The 17,249-nt window shown below is 66.4% G+C and carries 12 protein-coding genes and 1 pseudogene; all 13 read right to left on the bottom strand.

From position 1 onward, the window contains the following. Positions 1–7 precede the first annotated feature (7 nt). Positions 8–844 (bottom strand): 50S ribosomal protein L2, encoded by an 837-nt coding sequence (gene rplB / locus OJ254_RS11255; RefSeq protein WP_006604876.1) that lies wholly within the window; start codon positions 842–844, stop codon positions 8–10. A gap of 39 nt (positions 845–883) precedes the next feature. After that, positions 884–1,207, bottom strand: coding sequence for a 50S ribosomal protein L23 (gene rplW / locus OJ254_RS11250; protein ID WP_030413013.1), 324 nt, complete (start codon positions 1,205–1,207; stop codon positions 884–886). Further along, on the bottom strand, positions 1,207–1,860 hold the full coding sequence (gene rplD / locus OJ254_RS11245; protein WP_265362223.1) for a 50S ribosomal protein L4: 654 nt from the start codon (positions 1,858–1,860) through the stop codon (positions 1,207–1,209). Before rplD ends, rplW begins: the two co-directional genes overlap by 1 nt. Before the next feature lie 8 nt (positions 1,861–1,868). Next, a complete protein-coding gene (gene rplC, locus OJ254_RS11240; protein ID WP_030413011.1) occupies positions 1,869–2,513 on the bottom strand; it encodes a 50S ribosomal protein L3 in 645 nt (214 codons plus the stop codon). Between the two features lie 18 nt (positions 2,514–2,531). Beyond that, positions 2,532–2,840 carry a 30S ribosomal protein S10 gene (rpsJ, locus tag OJ254_RS11235; RefSeq protein ID WP_003948644.1) on the bottom strand — a complete coding sequence of 103 codons (309 nt, stop codon included), beginning with the start codon at positions 2,838–2,840 and terminating at the stop codon, positions 2,532–2,534. Positions 2,841–3,264: 424 nt separating this feature from the next. Next, a complete protein-coding gene (tuf, locus tag OJ254_RS11230; RefSeq protein ID WP_265362222.1) occupies positions 3,265–4,458 on the bottom strand; it encodes an elongation factor Tu in 1,194 nt (397 codons plus the stop codon). Between the two features lie 166 nt (positions 4,459–4,624). Next, positions 4,625–6,745 carry an elongation factor G gene (gene fusA / locus OJ254_RS11225; protein WP_265362221.1) on the bottom strand — a complete coding sequence of 707 codons (2,121 nt, stop codon included), beginning with the start codon at positions 6,743–6,745 and terminating at the stop codon, positions 4,625–4,627. Positions 6,746–6,784: 39 nt separating this feature from the next. Then, positions 6,785–7,255, bottom strand: coding sequence for a 30S ribosomal protein S7 (rpsG, locus tag OJ254_RS11220; RefSeq protein ID WP_004571813.1), 471 nt, complete (start codon positions 7,253–7,255; stop codon positions 6,785–6,787). A gap of 2 nt (positions 7,256–7,257) precedes the next feature. Beyond that, a complete protein-coding gene (rpsL, locus tag OJ254_RS11215; protein WP_003948652.1) occupies positions 7,258–7,629 on the bottom strand; it encodes a 30S ribosomal protein S12 in 372 nt (123 codons plus the stop codon). Positions 7,630–7,984: 355 nt separating this feature from the next. Beyond that, positions 7,985–8,464, bottom strand: a complete 480-nt coding sequence (locus OJ254_RS11210) for a DUF1707 and DUF4190 domain-containing protein (protein WP_265362216.1) — start codon at positions 8,462–8,464, stop codon at positions 7,985–7,987. A gap of 207 nt (positions 8,465–8,671) precedes the next feature. Next, a complete protein-coding gene (locus OJ254_RS11205; RefSeq protein WP_265362215.1) occupies positions 8,672–12,571 on the bottom strand; it encodes a DNA-directed RNA polymerase subunit beta' in 3,900 nt (1,299 codons plus the stop codon). Positions 12,572–12,668: 97 nt separating this feature from the next. After that, a pseudogene (gene rpoB, locus OJ254_RS11200) lies at positions 12,669–16,147 on the bottom strand (DNA-directed RNA polymerase subunit beta). Positions 16,148–16,770: 623 nt separating this feature from the next. After that, on the bottom strand, positions 16,771–17,157 hold the full coding sequence (gene rplL, locus OJ254_RS11195; protein WP_265362214.1) for a 50S ribosomal protein L7/L12: 387 nt from the start codon (positions 17,155–17,157) through the stop codon (positions 16,771–16,773). Positions 17,158–17,249: the final 92 nt, after the last annotated feature.

Below are 17,249 nucleotides of genomic sequence, written 5' to 3'. Positions count from 1 at the left end.
CCCGCTCCTAGCGCTTCTTGTTCGTCTTGCGGCGGCGGACGATGTACTTGTTGCTGGCCTTCTTCGGCGAGCGAGTACGACCCTCCTTCTGGCCCCAGGGCGAGACCGGGTGGCGACCACCGGAGGTCTTGCCCTCACCACCACCGTGCGGGTGGTCGACCGGGTTCATCACGACACCACGCACGGTCGGGCGGACGCCCTTCCAGCGCATACGGCCGGCCTTGCCCCAGTTGATGTTCGACTGCTCGGCGTTGCCGACCTCGCCGACGGTGGCGCGGCAGCGCACGTCGACCAGGCGGATCTCACCGGACGGCATACGAAGGTGGGCCATCGCGCCCTCCTTCGCCAGCAGCTGCACGGAGGCACCGGCCGAGCGGGCGAACTTCGCACCGCCGCCCGGACGCAGCTCGATCGCGTGGATCGTCGTACCCACGGGGATGTGGCGCAGCGGCAGGTTGTTGCCCGGCTTGATGTCGGCGCCAGGGCCGTTCTCAATCCGAGCACCCTGGGCCAGGCCACGGGGCGCGATGATGTAGCGCTTCTCGCCGTCTGCGTAGTGCAGCAGCGCGATGCGCGCGGTGCGGTTCGGGTCGTACTCGATGTGCGCGACCTTGGCCGGCACGCCGTCCTTGTCGTGACGACGGAAGTCGATCACGCGGTAGGCGCGCTTGTGGCCACCGCCCTGGTGGCGAACGGTCACACGACCGGCGTTGTTACGGCCGCCCTTGCTGTGCAGCGGGCGGACCAGCGACTTCTCCGGCGTGGACCGCGTGATCTCGACAAAGTCGGCGACGCTGGAGCCACGACGGCCCGGGGTCGTCGGCTTGTACTTGCGGATACCCATTTCTCAGTCCTCGTCCGATTCCGGACGACTCGGACTCCGTTAGGAGACCGGGCCGCCGAAGATGTCGATACGGTCGCCCTCGGCGAGGGTCACGATGGCGCGCTTGGTGTTGGCGCGCTTGCCGTAACCGGTGCGGGTGCGCTTGCGCTTGCCCTGCCGGTTGATCGTGTTGACCCCGGTGACCTTGACCGAGAAGACCGCCTCGACGGCCTGCTTGATCTGGGTCTTGTTCGCACGCGGGTCGACGACGAACGTGTACTTGTTCTCGTCCAGCAGCGCGTAGCTCTTCTCGGAAACCACCGGCTTGACGAGAATGTCACGCGGGTCCGTGAAGGTCTTGCTGGTGACGACGGCCTCAGTCATCAGGCGTCGCTCCCTTCGGTCTCAACGTTGGCCTTGGGGCCGGACACGAAGGACTCGAAGGCGGCCTTGGTGAAGACCACGTCGTCGGAGACGAGCACGTCGTACGTGTTCAGCTGGCCCGGCTCCAGGATGTGAACCTGGGGCAGGTTGCGGGCGGACAGCCACGCGGCCTCGTCGCTGCGCTCGGCGACCAGGAGCACGTTCTTGCGCTCGCTGACCTTGCCGAGAAGAGCCTTGGCGGCCTTGGTGGAAACCGCGCCCTCGACCACGCCGGAAACGACGTGGATGCGGCTGTTGCGGGCCCGGTCGGTGAGGGCACCGCGCAGGGCGGCGGCCTTCATCTTCTTCGGGGTCCGCTGGCTGTAGTCACGCGGCACGGGGCCGTGGACGACGCCACCGCCGGCGAACTGCGGCGCACGGGTCGAACCCTGGCGCGCGCGGCCGGTGCCCTTCTGGCGGTACGGCTTCTTGCCACCGCCGCGGACCTCGCCGCGAGTCTTGGTCTTGTGCGTGCCCTGACGGGCCGCGGCCAGCTGCGCAACAACGACCTGGTGGATCAGCGGAACGCTGACCTTGGCGTCGAAGATCTCCGCGGGGAGCTCGACGGACCCGGCCTTGTCGCCAGCAGGCGAAAGGATGTCAATGGTGCTCATCGGTTACCTCAGGCCCCCTTGGCCGCGGTACGGACCAGGACGAGGCCGCCGTTCGGACCAGGAACTGCGCCCTTGATGAGCAGCAGACCCTTCTCCGCGTCAACGGCGTGGACGGTCAGGTTCTGGGTGGTGACCCGCTCATTGCCCATACGGCCGGCCATCCGCATGCCCTTGAACACGCGGCCCGGGGTGGCGCAGCCACCGATGGAGCCCGGCTTGCGGTGCACGCGGTGGGCACCGTGCGAGGCCTTGCCGCCGCCGAAGCCGTGACGCTTCATGACACCGGCGAAGCCCTTGCCCTTGCTCTTGCCGGTCACGTCCACCTTGACGCCGGACTCGAAGGTCTCAGCGGTCAGCTCCTGGCCGAGGGTGTACTCACCGGCGTCGGGAGTACGGACCTCGACGAGGTGACGGCGGGGGGTGACGTCGGCCTTCGCGAAGTGGCCCTTGAGGGGCTTGTTCACCTTGCGCGGGTCGATCTCGCCGAAGGCGATCTGGACGGAGTCGTAACCGTCCTGGTCATTGGTGCGCACCTGGGTAACGACACAGGGCCCGGCCTTGACGACGGTGACCGGAACAACACGGTTGTTCTCGTCCCACACCTGCGTCATACCGAGCTTCTCGCCCAGGATGCCCTTGATCTGCTTAGCCATCTCTCAGATCACCGACCCTCAGAGCTTGATCTCGATGTCGACACCGGCCGGGAGGTCGAGTCGCATCAGGGAGTCAACGGTCTTCGGCGTCGGGTCGAGGATGTCGATCAGGCGCTTGTGCGTGCGCATCTCGAAGTGCTCGCGCGAGTCCTTGTACTTGTGCGGCGACTTGATGACGCAGTACACGTTCTTTTCAGTGGGCAGCGGCACCGGGCCCGCGACCGACGCACCAGTGCGGGTCACCGTCTCGACGATCTTCTTCGCCGAGGAGTCGATGACCTCGTGGTCGTAGGCCTTGAGCCGGATGCGGATCTTCTGTCCCGCCATGGCTACTTCGTAGTCCTGTCTCTCGTAACGCTCTGGGACCCGGCAGGTTCGCGTCCTTCTCCGACCCACGCGGTCGGGCGTGTCGCACCCCTTCTCGTAAATCTCCGCACGGAAGATCCCTCAAGAAGGAGGAGGCGGGGGAAGGACACCCACCGGGCGCCTGGCCGAGGCACCCCGCTGGCGCTTCCCGGAAGATTCCCGTACTTCCGCCCCTGAAAAGGGACGACGAATACCTGGGACTCGCTTCCGGTCCTCCCGGCGGGAGGCGCGCAGCATCGGCACTCAACCGAGCAACCTGGACAGTGTGCCATACGCCCGGCACCCAAGGCCAATCGACCCCCAACTGTCAAGGAGCCCCGCCCACCTTGCGGTGAGCGGGGCTCCTTGGAGTGCTCCGGAGAGCTACCAGGTCGTGCGGACCGTCTTACTTGACGATCTTGGTGACCTGGCCGGCGCCGACGGTCCGGCCACCCTCACGGATGGCGAACTTCAGGCCCTCCTCCATGGCGACCGGCTGGATCAGGCTGACCGACATCTCGGTGTTGTCGCCCGGCATGACCATCTCGGTGCCCTCGGGGAGGGTCACAACGCCCGTCACGTCCGTGGTACGGAAGTAGAACTGCGGACGGTAGTTGTTGAAGAACGGCGTGTGGCGGCCACCCTCGTCCTTGGACAGGATGTAGGCCTGCGCCTCGAACTCGGTGTGCGGGGTGACCGAGCCCGGCTTGATGATGACCTGGCCGCGCTCGACGTCCTCGCGCTTGATGCCACGGAGCAGCAGACCGACGTTCTCACCGGCCTGGCCCTCGTCGAGCAGCTTGCGGAACATCTCGATGCCGGTGACCGTGGTGGTGGTCTTCTCGGTCTTGATGCCGATGATGTCGACGGTCTCGTTGACCTTGAGGACACCACGCTCGATACGACCGGTGACAACGGTGCCACGGCCGGTGATCGTGAAGACGTCCTCGATCGGCATCAGGAACGGCTTGTCGACGTCGCGCTCGGGCTGCGGGATCGACTCGTCGACGGCCTTCATCAGCTCGAGGACGGAGTTGCCCCACTCCTTGTCGCCCTCGAGCGCCTTGAGCGCCGAGACCTTGACGACGGGAACGTCGTCGCCGGGGAACTCGTACTCGGAGAGGAGCTCACGGACCTCGAGCTCGACGAGCTCCAGGATCTCCTCGTCGTCGACCATGTCGGCCTTGTTCAGGGCGACAACGATGTACGGAACGCCGACCTGGCGGGCCAGGAGCACGTGCTCCTTGGTCTGCGGCATCGGGCCGTCGGTCGCGGCGACCACGAGGATGGCGCCGTCCATCTGCGCCGCACCGGTGATCATGTTCTTGATGTAGTCCGCGTGACCGGGGCAGTCGACGTGCGCGTAGTGACGCGACTCGGTCTGGTACTCGACGTGCGCGATGGAGATGGTGATACCGCGCTGGCGCTCCTCAGGAGCCTTGTCGATCTGGTCGAAGGCCGAGGCCTCGTTCAGGTCCGGGTACGCGTCGTGCAGCACCTTGGTAATGGCGGCCGTGAGGGTCGTCTTACCGTGGTCAATGTGACCGATGGTGCCGATGTTGACGTGCGGCTTAGTCCGCTCGAACTTCGCCTTCGCCACTGGGGTCCTCCTGTGGAGTGGTTCTGTACGCCTTACTCATCGGCGCCAGGTGATCTTTGCTGGGGTGCCGGCTGACGGGGGCAATCCTCACGGTTTGCGGGGATTACCCCCCTCAGACGGTGTCAAGCCTAAAGCGTGTTGCGCTCCGGTTCTTACGGGACCGGAGTTACTCGCCCTTGGCCTTCGCGATGATCTCCTCGGCGACGTTCCGGGGAACCTCGGCGTAGGAGTCGAACTGCATCGAGTAGCTCGCGCGACCCGACGTCTTGCTGCGGAGGTCTCCGACGTAGCCGAACATCTCCGAGAGCGGAACCAGGCCCGTGACGAGCTTGGCGCCGCTGCGGTCCTCCATGGACTGGATCTGACCACGGCGGGAGTTGATGTCGCCGATCACGTCGCCCATGTAGTCCTCGGGCGTGGTGACCTCGACCTTCATCATCGGCTCGAGCAGGGCCGGGGAGGCCTTGCGGGCGGCCTCCTTGAAGGCCATCGAACCGGCGATCTTGAAGGCCATCTCGGACGAGTCGACCTCGTGGAACGCGCCGTCGAGCAGCGTGACCTTGACGCCGGTCAGCGGGTAGCCGGCGAGAACACCGAACTCCATGGCCTCCTGGCAGCCCGCGTCCACGGACGGGATGTACTCCCGCGGGATACGGCCACCGGTGACCTTGTTCTCGAACTCGTACCCGTCGCCCTCGAGGGGCTCCAGAGCGATCTGGACCTTCGCGAACTGACCGGAACCACCGGTCTGCTTCTTGTGCGTGTAGTCCAGGCGCTCGACCGCCTTGCGCAGGGTCTCGCGGTAGGCGACCTGCGGCTTGCCGACGTTGGCCTCGACCCGGAACTCACGCTTCATACGGTCGACCAGCACGTCGAGGTGCAGCTCGCCCATACCCGCGATGATGGTCTGGCCGGTCTCCTCGTCGGTGTGCACCTGGAACGAGGGGTCCTCTTCGGCGAGGCGCTGGATGGCGACACCCAGCTTCTCCTGGTCGCCCTTGGACTTGGGCTCGATGGCGACCTGGATGACCGGGGCCGGGAACTCCATCGACTCCAGGATGACCTGGTTGGCGGAGTCACAGAGGGTCTCACCGGTGGTGGTCTGCTTCAGACCCATGACGGCGACGATGTCACCGGCACCCACCGAGTCGATCTCCTCACGCTTGTTCGCGTGCATCCGGTAGATCTTGCCGATGCGCTCCTTCTTGCCCTTCACCGAGTTCTGCACCTGCGAGCCGGCCTCAAGGCGACCCGAGTACACGCGGATGAAGGTGAGCTTGCCCAGGTGGGGGTCGCTCGCAATCTTGAACGCGAGGGCGGACAGCGGCTCGTCCTCGGACGGCTTGCGCTTGACGATCTCCTCCGGGTCGTTGACGGCGTGGCCCTCGATGGCCTCGACGTCAAGCGGGGAGGGGAGGTAGCGCACGACCGCGTCGAGCAGGGGCTGGACGCCCTTGTTCTTGAACGCGGTACCGCAGAACACCGGGGTGACCGTGGTGTTCTCGGCCTTGCCGGAGGCGATGGTGATCCGGCGGATCGCCGCGTAGAGCTGCTCCTCGGTGGGCTCCTGGCCCTCCAGGTACAGCTCCATGACCTCTTCGTCGTTCTCGGCGACGACCTCGAGGAGCTTGCCGCGCCATTCGTCGGCGGCCTCGATGTGCGTGTCCGGGATGTCGACGGTGTCGTACATCTCGCCCTTGGCGGCCTCGGCCGACCAGACGAGAGCCTTCATCTTGACGAGGTCGACGACGCCCTTGAAGTCCATCTCGGTACCGATGGGCAGCTGCATCACGATCGGGGTCGCGCCGAGGCGGTCCGTGATCATGTCGACGCAGCGGTGGAACTCGGCACCCGTACGGTCGAGCTTGTTGACGAAGCAGATGCGCGGCACGCCGTAGCGGTCCGCCTGACGCCAAACGGTCTCGGACTGGGGCTCCACACCGGCAACACCGTCGAACACCGTCACCGCACCGTCGAGCACGCGCAGCGAGCGCTCCACCTCGACGGTGAAGTCGACGTGGCCCGGGGTGTCGATGATGTTGATGGTGTTGTCGACGTTGTCCAGCGGCCAGTGGCAGGTCGTCGCGGCAGACGTGATCGTGATGCCGCGCTCCTGCTCCTGCTCCATCCAGTCCATCGTGGCAGCGCCGTCGTGGACCTCACCGATCTTGTACGAGACACCGGTGTAGAACAGGATCCGCTCGGTGGTGGTCGTCTTGCCCGCGTCGATGTGGGCCATGATCCCGATGTTGCGGACCTTGGCCAGGTCAAGCGAAGTGGTAGCCATAGTGGCTCAATCTTCTCTCGGTCTCGATGTGGGTTGCGACTACCAGCGGTAGTGCGCGAAGGCCTTGTTGGACTCGGCCATCTTGTGCGTGTCCTCACGCTTCTTGACCGAAGCGCCGAGGCCGTTGGAGGCGTCCAGCAGTTCGTTCATGAGGCGCTCGGTCATGGTCTTCTCGCGACGGGCGCGCGAGTAGCCCACGAGCCAGCGGAGCGAGAGGGTGGCGGCACGGCCGGGCTTGACCTCGACCGGGACCTGGTAGGTCGCGCCACCGACGCGGCGGGACTTGACCTCGAGGGTCGGCTTGATGTTCTCGAGCGCGCGCTTGAGGGTGATGACCGGGTCGTTGCCGGTCTTCTCGCGCAGCCCCTCCATGGCGCCGTAAACGATGCGCTCAGCGGTGGAGCGCTTTCCGTTCAGCAGCACCTTGTTGATGAGGGAGGTCACCAGAGGAGAACCGTAGACCGGGTCGATGATGACCGGGCGCTTCGGGGCGGGGCCCTTACGAGGCATTCTTACTTCTCCTTCTTGGCGCCGTAGCGGCTGCGAGCCTGCTTGCGGTTCTTGACGCCCTGCGTGTCGAGGGAGCCGCGGATGATCTTGTACCGAACACCCGGCAGGTCCTTCACACGGCCGCCACGCACGAGCACGATCGAGTGCTCCTGGAGGTTGTGGCCCTCACCCGGAATGTAAGCGGTGACCTCGATCCCGCTGGTCAGACGCACACGCGCGACCTTACGCAGGGCCGAGTTCGGCTTCTTCGGGGTGGTGGTGAAAACACGCGTGCAGACGCCGCGGCGCTGGGGGGAACCCTCGAGTGCGGGCGTCTTGTTCTTCTCGACCTTGTCCTGCCGGCCCTTGCGGACCAGCTGCTGGATCGTAGGCACCGTTTCTCCGGTTTCTGTGTGCCAGTCTCGGTAAAGCTAACCTGGAACGCTCCCGACCCACGCGGTCGGGTGTGTCGAATACTGCAGTCCGATTCCCGCTGGAACGGGAAGGCGGCAGATTGCGGTGTCGAGACCCGGCTTCCGTGCTGGTGGCCTCCCGGCCGGTGGCGTGGGAGATTGCGCGCACGGCAGCCCAGGGACACCCCAGGCACAAGGTCAGAGCGTACCTACCGCATTGGCTGCGGTCAAAACAAATGCACACGCGAAGGACACGCCGGACTCGTCACGGCGCTGCCGCCACCGTAGTGCGCGAGCGGCCCGTACGGAAGAAGGCGCAACGCCGCCGCAACACGGGTCAGAGGTTGACCGCCGCGAGCAGGATCCACACCAGGAACATCAGCGTCCAGCCCCCGATCGCCAGCCAGCCCAGCACCAGGCCCGTGAGGGCCTGCCCGTCCCCGCGCTCTCCGGTGCGGCGGATCTCGGCGCGCGCCTTGTGGCCCAGGATCACCGCCGGGATCGCGGTCAGTCCCCAGGTCACCGGCGTCATGAGGCCGCAGACCAACGCGCCCGTCGCCGAGCTGTTCGTTGTCACCGGCGGCGGCATCTGCATCGGCAGGAACGTCGCCGGCACCGGCCGCTGCGGGACGAACTGCGCCTGCGGCACCGGCCCCATCGGCAGGTCCGAGACCAGCATCTGCAGCTCGGTGTGGGTCTGCGCCTGGTAGGCGCGGGTCAGCCGCTGCTCGTACTCGTTCTGCGACAACCGCCCCTCGGCGAACCCCGCCTTGAGCACATCGACCGCCCGCTCACGATCGGCGTGCGAGGCACGCATGGCAGGCACCTGATTCCACGGCTGCGCGGGCTGTCCACCCTGCCACGGCTGGAATGCCACGTCGCGACCCTCCCCCCGCTCGACAGTTCTCCCCATCTTCTCATCACAGACGCAGGGATGGGAGGACAAGTTCCCCGCACGGCCCCCAATGCCGCAGGGCGGCCACCCCGGAGGGTGGCCGCCCTGTGGACGGTGTACGGACCAGGATTACTGGTTGTACGGGCCGTAGTCGTAGTCCTCCAGCGGGACCGCCTGGCCGGAGCCGGTGCCGAAGGGCGAGTAGTCGATGTCGTCGTAACCGACGGCCGAGTACATCGCGGCCTTGGCCTCCTCGGTGGGCTCGACCCGGATGTTGCGGTAGCGGGACAGGCCCGTACCGGCCGGGATGAGCTTACCGATGATGACGTTCTCCTTGAGGCCGATGAGGCTGTCGGACTTGGCGTTGATCGCCGCGTCCGTCAGGACTCGGGTCGTCTCCTGGAAGGAGGCGGCCGACAGCCAGGATTCCGTCGCCAGCGAAGCCTTGGTGATACCCATCAGCTGCGGACGGCCGGAGGCCGGGTGGCCGCCTTCCGCCACGACGCGACGGTTCTCGCTCTCGAACTTCGTGCGCTCCACCAGCTCGCCCGGCAGCAGCTCCGCGTCGCCGGACTCGATGATCGTCACGCGGCGCAGCATCTGCCGGATGATGATCTCGATGTGCTTGTCGTGGATCGCCACGCCCTGGCTGTTGTAGACCTTCTGGACCTCGCCGACCAGGTGGACCTGGACGGCGCGCTGGCCGAGGATCCGCAGCACGTCGTGCGGGTTGATCGCACCCACGGTCAGCGGCTGGCCGACCTGGACGTGGTCGCCCTCGCCCACCAGCAGACGGGCGCGCTTGGAGACGCCGTAGGCCGTCTCGTCGCTGCCGTCGTCCGGCGTGACGATGACCTTCTTGGTCTTCTCGGTCTCCTCGATCCGGACGCGGCCGGCCGCCTCGGAGATCGGGGCGACACCCTTGGGCGTACGGGCCTCGAAGAGCTCGACGACACGCGGCAGACCCAGGGTGATGTCGTCACCGGCCACACCACCGGTGTGGAAGGTACGCATCGTCAGCTGGGTGCCGGGCTCACCGATGGACTGGGCGGCGATGATGCCGACCGCCTCACCGATGTCGACCAGCTTGCCGGTGGCCAGCGAACGGCCGTAGCAGAAGGCACAGGTGCCGACCGCGGACTCACAGGTCAGGACCGAGCGGGTCTTGACCTCCTCGACGCCGGCGTTGACCAGCGCGTCGATGAGCACGTCACCGAGGTCGACGTTCGCCGGCGCGACGACCTTGCCGTCGACGACGACGTCCTCGGCCAGCATGCGGGCGTAGACGCTGGACTCGACGTCGTCCGCCTTGCGCAGGACACCGGCGGCGTCCTTCGAGGCGATCCGCAGCTTGAGGCCGCGCTCGGTGCCGCAGTCCTCCTCGCGAATGATGACGTCCTGGGAGACGTCGACCAGACGACGGGTGAGGTAACCGGAGTCGGCGGTACGAAGGGCGGTGTCCGCCAGACCCTTACGGGCACCGTGCGTGGAGATGAAGTACTCCAGCACGGACAGACCCTCGCGGAACGACGCCTTGATCGGACGCGGGATGGTCTCGTTCTTCGCGTTCGACACCAGACCACGCATACCGGCGATCTGCCGCATCTGCATCATGTTTCCTCGGGCACCCGAGTCAACCATCATGAAGATGGGGTTCGTCTTGGGGAAGTTCTCGTTCATCGCCTCGGCGACCTCGTTGGTCGCCTTGGTCCAGATGTTGATCAGTTCCTGAGTGCGCTCGTCCTTGGTGATCAGACCGCGCTCGTACTGCTTCTGGACCTTCTCGTCCTGGGCCTCGTAGCCCGCGACGATGGCCTTCTTGGCCTCCGGCACGACGATGTCCGAAACGGCGACGGTGACGCCGGAACGGGTCGCCCAGTGGAAGCCGGCCGCCTTCAGGTTGTCGAGCGTCGCCGCCACGATGACCTTGGGGTAGCGCTCGGCCAGGTCGTTGACGATCGCGGAGAGCTGCTTCTTGCCCACCGAGTAGTCGACGAACGGGTAGTCCTCGGGCAGCAGCTCGTTGAAGAGCGCACGGCCCAGGGTCGTCCGCAGCCGGAAGCTGTCACCCTGCTGCCACTCGGGCTCGCCCTCCTCCGGAACCGGCGGGGTCCAGCCGCGGGGCGGAACCGTACCGATCGGGAAGCGGATGTCGACCTTCGCCTGCAGCGAGAGCTCACGGGCGTCGAAGGCCATGATCGCCTCGGCGACCGAACCGAAGGCCCGGCCCTCGCCCTTGACCTCGCGCTCCTCTTCATCCGTGGTGAGGAAGAAGAGGCCGAGCACCATGTCCTGGGTCGGCATGGTGACCGGACGGCCGTCGGCCGGCTTGAGGATGTTGTTCGAGGACAGCATCAGGATGCGGGCCTCGGCCTGCGCCTCCGCGGACAGCGGGAGGTGGACGGCCATCTGGTCACCGTCGAAGTCCGCGTTGAACGCGGTGCAGACGAGCGGGTGGATCTGAATGGCCTTGCCCTCGACCAGCTGCGGCTCGAAGGCCTGGATGCCGAGGCGGTGCAGGGTGGGCGCACGGTTCAGCAGCACCGGGTGCTCGGCGATGACCTCTTCGAGGACGTCGTACACGACGGTGCGGCCGCGCTCGACCATGCGCTTGGCCGACTTGATGTTCTGCGCGTGGTTCAGGTCCACCAGGCGCTTCATCACGAACGGCTTGAAGAGCTCCAGCGCCATGGCCTTGGGCAGACCGCACTGGTGCAGCTTCAGCTGCGGGCCGACGACGATGACGGAACGCGCCGAGTAGTCGACTCGCTTACCGAGCAGGTTCTGACGGAAGCGGCCCTGCTTGCCCTTGAGCATGTCGGACAGCGACTTCAGCGGACGGTTGCCGGGGCCCGTGACCGGGCGACCACGACGGCCGTTGTCGAAGAGCGCGTCGACGGCCTCCTGGAGCATGCGCTTCTCGTTGTTCACGATGATCTCGGGCGCGCCGAGGTCGAGAAGCCGCTTCAGGCGGTTGTTGCGGTTGATCACGCGGCGGTACAGGTCGTTCAGGTCGGAGGTCGCGAAGCGGCCACCGTCCAGCTGCACCATCGGACGCAGGTCCGGCGGGATCACCGGGATGCAGTCCAGCACCATGCCCTTGGGGCTGTTGCGGGTCTGCAGGAAGGCGGAGACGACCTTCAGGCGCTTGAGCGCACGGGTCTTCTTCTGGCCCTTGCCGGTCCGGATGATCTCGCGGAGGCGCTCGGCCTCCTCCTCCAGGTCGAAGGTCTCCAGGCGCTTCTGCAGCGCCGCGGCACCCATCGAACCGTCGAAGTACGTGCCGAAGCGGTCACGCAGCTCGCGGTAGAGCAGCTCGTCGCCCTCCAGGTCCTGGACCTTGAGGTTCTTGAAGCGGTTCCAGACCTCGTCGAGGCGGTCGATCTCGCGCTGCGCACGGTCGCGCAGCTGCTTCATCTCACGCTCGGCACCCTCGCGCACCTTGCGGCGCACGTCGGCCTTGGCGCCCTCGGCCTCCAGCTCGGCCAGGTCGGTCTCGAGCTTCTTGGCGCGGGCCTCCAGGTCGGAGTCGCGGCGCTGCTCGATCTGCTGGCGCTCGACGGAGACGTGGGCCTCCAGCGAGGGCAGGTCGCGGGTGCGGCGCTCCTCGTCCACGAACGTGATCATGTACGCGGCGAAGTAGATGACCTTCTCGAGGTCCTTGGGGGCGAGGTCCAGCAGGTAGCCCAGCCGGCTCGGGACGCCCTTGAAGTACCAGATGTGGGTGACGGGAGCGGCCAGCTCGATGTGGCCCATCCGCTCACGGCGCACCTTGGCGCGAGTGACCTCGACGCCGCACCGCTCGCAGATGATGCCCTTGAAGCGGACGCGCTTGTACTTACCGCAGTAGCACTCCCAGTCCCGGGTGGGGCCGAAGATCTTCTCGCAGAAGAGTCCGTCCTTTTCGGGCTTGAGGGTGCGGTAGTTGATGGTCTCCGGCTTCTTGACCTCACCGTGGGACCACTGACGGATGTCGTCAGCGGTGGCGAGGCCGATCCGCAGCTCGTCGAAGAAGTTGACGTCGAGCACTATGCGTCAATCCCTCTCAGGGTCGTATCTAGATGGTCTGTACGGGGTCCGGGGCGGGGCCGGGAACTTCTTGGGCAGAAGCTCCCGGCCAGACCCGTCAGACCTCTTCGACGCTGCTCGGCTCGCGCCGGGACAGGTCGATGCCGAGCTCCTCCGCAGCGCGGAAGACGTCCTCGTCGGTGTCGCGCATCTCGATGGACATGCCGTCCGAGGACAGCACCTCCACGTTGAGGCACAGGGACTGCATCTCCTTGATGAGCACCTTGAAGGACTCGGGGATGCCGGGCTCCGGGATGTTCTCGCCCTTGACGATGGCCTCGTAGACCTTCACGCGGCCGGTGACGTCGTCGGACTTGATCGTCAGCAGCTCCTGGAGGGCGTATGCGGCGCCGTAAGCCTCCAGCGCCCACACCTCCATCTCACCGAAGCGCTGGCCACCGAACTGGGCCTTACCACCCAGCGGCTGCTGGGTGATCATCGAGTACGGGCCGGTCGAACGGGCGTGCAGCTTGTCGTCGACCAGGTGGTGGAGCTTGAGGATGTACATGTACCCGACCGAGATCGGGTCCGGGAACGGCTCACCGGAGCGGCCGTCGAAGAGCTGGGCCTTGCCGGAGCTCTTGACCATCCGCTCGCCGTCGCGGTTGGGGAGCGTCGACTCGAAGAGACCGGCGAGCTCGTCCTCGCGCGCACCGTCGAAGACCGGGGTCGCGACGTTGGTGCGGGGCGCGACGTCGTCGGCGCCGATCGCCTGGAGCCGCTGCTGCCAGTCCTCGGACCCCTCGACCTTCCAGCCCTGGCTGGCGAGCCAGCCGAGGTGGATCTCCAGGACCTGTCCCGGGTTCATTCGGGACGGGACACCCAGCGGGTTGAGGATGATGTCGACCGGGGTGCCGTCCTCCAGGAACGGCATGTCCTCGACCGGCAGGATCTTCGAGATGACGCCCTTGTTGCCGTGGCGGCGGCGAGCTTGTCACCGTCGGTGATCTTGCGCTTCTGCGCGACGTAGACGCGGACCAGCTGGTTCACGCCCGGGGGCAGCTCGTCGCCCTCTTCGCGGTCGAAGACGCGGACGCCGATGACCTTGCCGATCTCACCGTGCGGCACCTTCAGCGAGGTGTCGCGCACCTCGCGCGCCTTCTCACCGAAGATCGCGCGGAGCAGGCGCTCCTCGGGGTCAGCTCGGTCTCACCCTTGGGCGTGACCTTGCCGACGAGGATGTCGCCGGCGACGACCTCGGCACCGATCCGGATGATGCCGCGCTCGTCGAGGTCGGAAAGGACCTCCTCGGAGACGTTCGGGATGTCCCGGGTGATCTCCTCGGGGCCGAGCTTGGTGTCACGGGCGTCGACCTCGTGCTCCTCGATGTGGATCGAGGAGAGGACGTCGTCCTGCACGAGGCGCTGCGACAGGATGATCGCGTCCTCGTAGTTGTGGCCCTCCCACGGCATGAACGCGACGAGCAGGTTCTTGCCGAGCGCCATCTCGCCTTCGTCCGTGGACGGACCGTCGGCGAGGACCTGGCCCTCGATGACCCGCGCGCCCTCGTCCACGACGACCTTCTGGTTGAAGGAGGTGCCCTGGTTGGAGCGGGTGAACTTGGCGACGCGGTACGTGGTGTACGTGCCGTCGTCGTTGGCGACGGTGATGTAGTCCGCGGAGACCTCCTGGACCACACCGTCCTTCTCGGCCTTGATGACGTCGCCGGCGTCGACCGCGCAGCGGTACTCCATGCGGTGCCGACCAGCGGCGACTCCGCCTTGATCAGCGGAACGGCCTGGCGCATCATGTTCGATCCCATGAGCGCGCGGTTGGCGTCGTCGTGCTCGAGGAACGGGATCATGGCGGTCGCGGCCGACACCATCTGGCGCGGCGAGACGTCCATGAAGTCCACCTCGTCGGCGGGGACGAGGTCGACCTCGCCGCCGCGGCGGCGGACCAGCACACGCTGCTCGGCGAACCGCATGTCGTCGGAGAGCTTCGCGTTGGCCTGCGCGATCAGGAAGCGGTCCTCCTCATCTGCGGTGAGGTAGTCCACCTCCTCGGTGACCTGGCCGTCGACGACCTTGCGGTACGGCGTCTCGATGAAGCCGAAGACGTTGACCCGGCCGTAGGAGGCCAGCGAGCCGATCAGACCGATGTTGGGACCTTCAGGGGTCTCGATCGGGCACATACGGCCGTAGTGCGAGGGGTGCACGTCACGGACGTCCAGGCCGGCCCGCTCACGGGAGAGACCACCCGGGCCCAGCGCCGACAGGCGGCGCTTGTGGGTCAGACCCGACAGCGGGTTGGTCTGGTCCATGAACTGCGACAGCTGGCTGGTGCCGAAGAACTCCTTGATGGAGGCGACGACCGGCCGGATGTTGATCAGGGTCTGCGGCGTGATCGCCTCGACGTCCTGGGTGGTCATGCGCTCGCGCACGACGCGCTCCATACGGGCCAGACCCGTGCGGACCTGGTTCTGGATGAGCTCGCCGACGTTGCGCAGACGGCGGTTGCCGAAGTGGTCGATGTCGTCGGTCTCGACGACGATCGTCCGGCCCGACTCCCCATCGTCTCGGTCTCCCCGGCGTGCAGCTTCACCAGGTACTTGATCGTGGCGATGACGTCGTCGGTGGTGAGCACACCGGCGTCGAGCGGCTCGTCGCCACCGAGCTTCTTGTTGACCTTGTAGCGGCCGACCTTGGCGAGGTCGTAGCGCTTCGGGTTGAAGTAGAGGTTCTCGAGCAGCGTCTGCGCGGCCTCGCGGGTCGGCGGCTCGCCCGGACGCAGCTTGCGGTAGATGTCCAGCAGCGCGTCGTCCTGGCCCTGGGTGTGGTCCTTCTCCAGGGTGGCGCGCATGGACTCGTAGTCGCCGAACTCCTCGAGGATCTGCTCGGTGGTCCAGCCGAGCGCCTTGAGCAGGACGGTGACGGACTGCTTGCGCTTGCGGTCGATGCGGACACCGACCATGTCGCGCTTGTCGATCTCCATCTCCAGCCAGGCACCCCGGGACGGGATGATCTTGGCGGAGAAGATGTCCTTGTCGGACGTCTTGTCGATGGAGCTGTCGAAGTACACGCCCGGCGAGCGGACCAGCTGCGACACCACGACACGCTCGGTGCCGTTGATGACGAAGGTGCCCTTGTTCGTCATGAGCGGGAAGTCGCCCATGAAGACCGTCTGGGACTTGATCTCACCGGTCTCGTTGTTGGTGAACTCCGCCGTGACGAAGAGCGGCGCGGCGTACGTGAAGTCGCGCTCCTTGCACTCGTCGATGGAGTTCTTCGGGGGCTCGAAGCGGTGGTCGCGGAACGTCAGCGACATCGACCCGGAGAAGTCCTCGATCGGGGAGATCTCTTCGAAGATCTCTTCAAGACCGGACTTGGTGGGAACTTCCTGCCCACTCTCCAGCGCAGCCTCGACGCGACCCTTCCATGCGGCATTGCCGAGCAGCCAGTCGAAGCTTTCGGTCTGCAGCGCAAGGAGGTTCGGAACCCCGAGGGGCTCCTTGATCTTCGCAAAAGAGATGCGCAGCGGGGCGGTGCTGTCGCCGTTGTTCGTATTGGCAGTCGAGGCGTTGCGCGAGGCGGCCAAGAGGGGGTCCTTCCGAGGGCTCGGACTCACTACGCGCGTACCGGTCCCGAATCGAGCAGACTGAGGGAAAGCCCAGGTCAGGGCGGATCATCCAGCTTTGCTCGGGCTCGGATATGCCCCTGGTGACGGGCAGGGAGCAGCTAACAGGCAGCGCAAAGGGTCAGTGTAGCCACAAGGCCCACTGATGTCCAGGGCGAGTTTCCGGAGACCGGTACAGCACCGTGATACCGATCTTCTCCCTCCGGGAAGTCGCGTCCTCCGTCGCGCCGGAGGATCCCCTCGTTTGTTCTTCTCAATGCCCTGCGCCTGCCGAAAGCCCTGCGCCAGTGGCGCACACCGATGCTTCCCTCTTCGTCGGCGATCCATGCCTCGAACCTGGATCGCTTCTGCGTCGCGTCCCGAGAATTGCGCGCCGCGTCCGGTTCGTCAAGGCCCCCCACCTCTGCGAGATCGTCACATGGGAGCACGTCCGGGCAACGAAGATCACCATACTCGCACTCCGGCCGGAGACAACGCAGCCCGGGCGAGCACGCCGAAGGGCGACCACCCGTATGGGTGATCGCCCTTGGCTGGGTGTCCGTTACACCTCAGGTGCCACGGACGTGAGTCGGAGACTCAGTGGGTCACTTGACCTCGACGGAGGCACCGGCGCCCTTGAGGGCCTCGGCAGCCTTCTCGGCGGCGTCCTTGGCGACCTTCTCGAGGACCGGCTTCGGGGTGCCGTCCACGAGGTCCTTGGCCTCCTTCAGGCCCAGGGAGGTCAGCTCACGCACGACCTTGATGACCTGGATCTTCTTGTCGCCGGCACCGGTGAGGATGACGTCGAACTCGTCCTTCTCCTCCTCGGCGGCGGCGGCCGGGGCACCCGGGACACCGGCGGCGACGACGGCGGCCGGGGCGGCAGCGGTGACGTCGAACTTCTCCTCGAACGCCTTCACGAACTCGGAGAGCTCGATGAGGGTCATCTCCTCGAACTGCGCGAGCAGGTCTTCCTGGCTGAGCTTCGCCATGATGGGCGGTCCTTCCACTAATTCGGCTGGTGCCGGATGTACATGTGAGGCGGGCGTACGTTCGGGCCCGCTGTGGCCTCCCGGCCTAGGCG

This window comes from Streptomyces endophytica, from assembly GCF_026153355.1.
Classification (GTDB): Bacteria; Actinomycetota; Actinomycetes; order Streptomycetales; family Streptomycetaceae; genus Streptomyces; species Streptomyces endophytica.
Note: the sequence above shows the minus strand (reverse complement) of the source record. Positions and strands in the feature narration are given on the sequence as shown.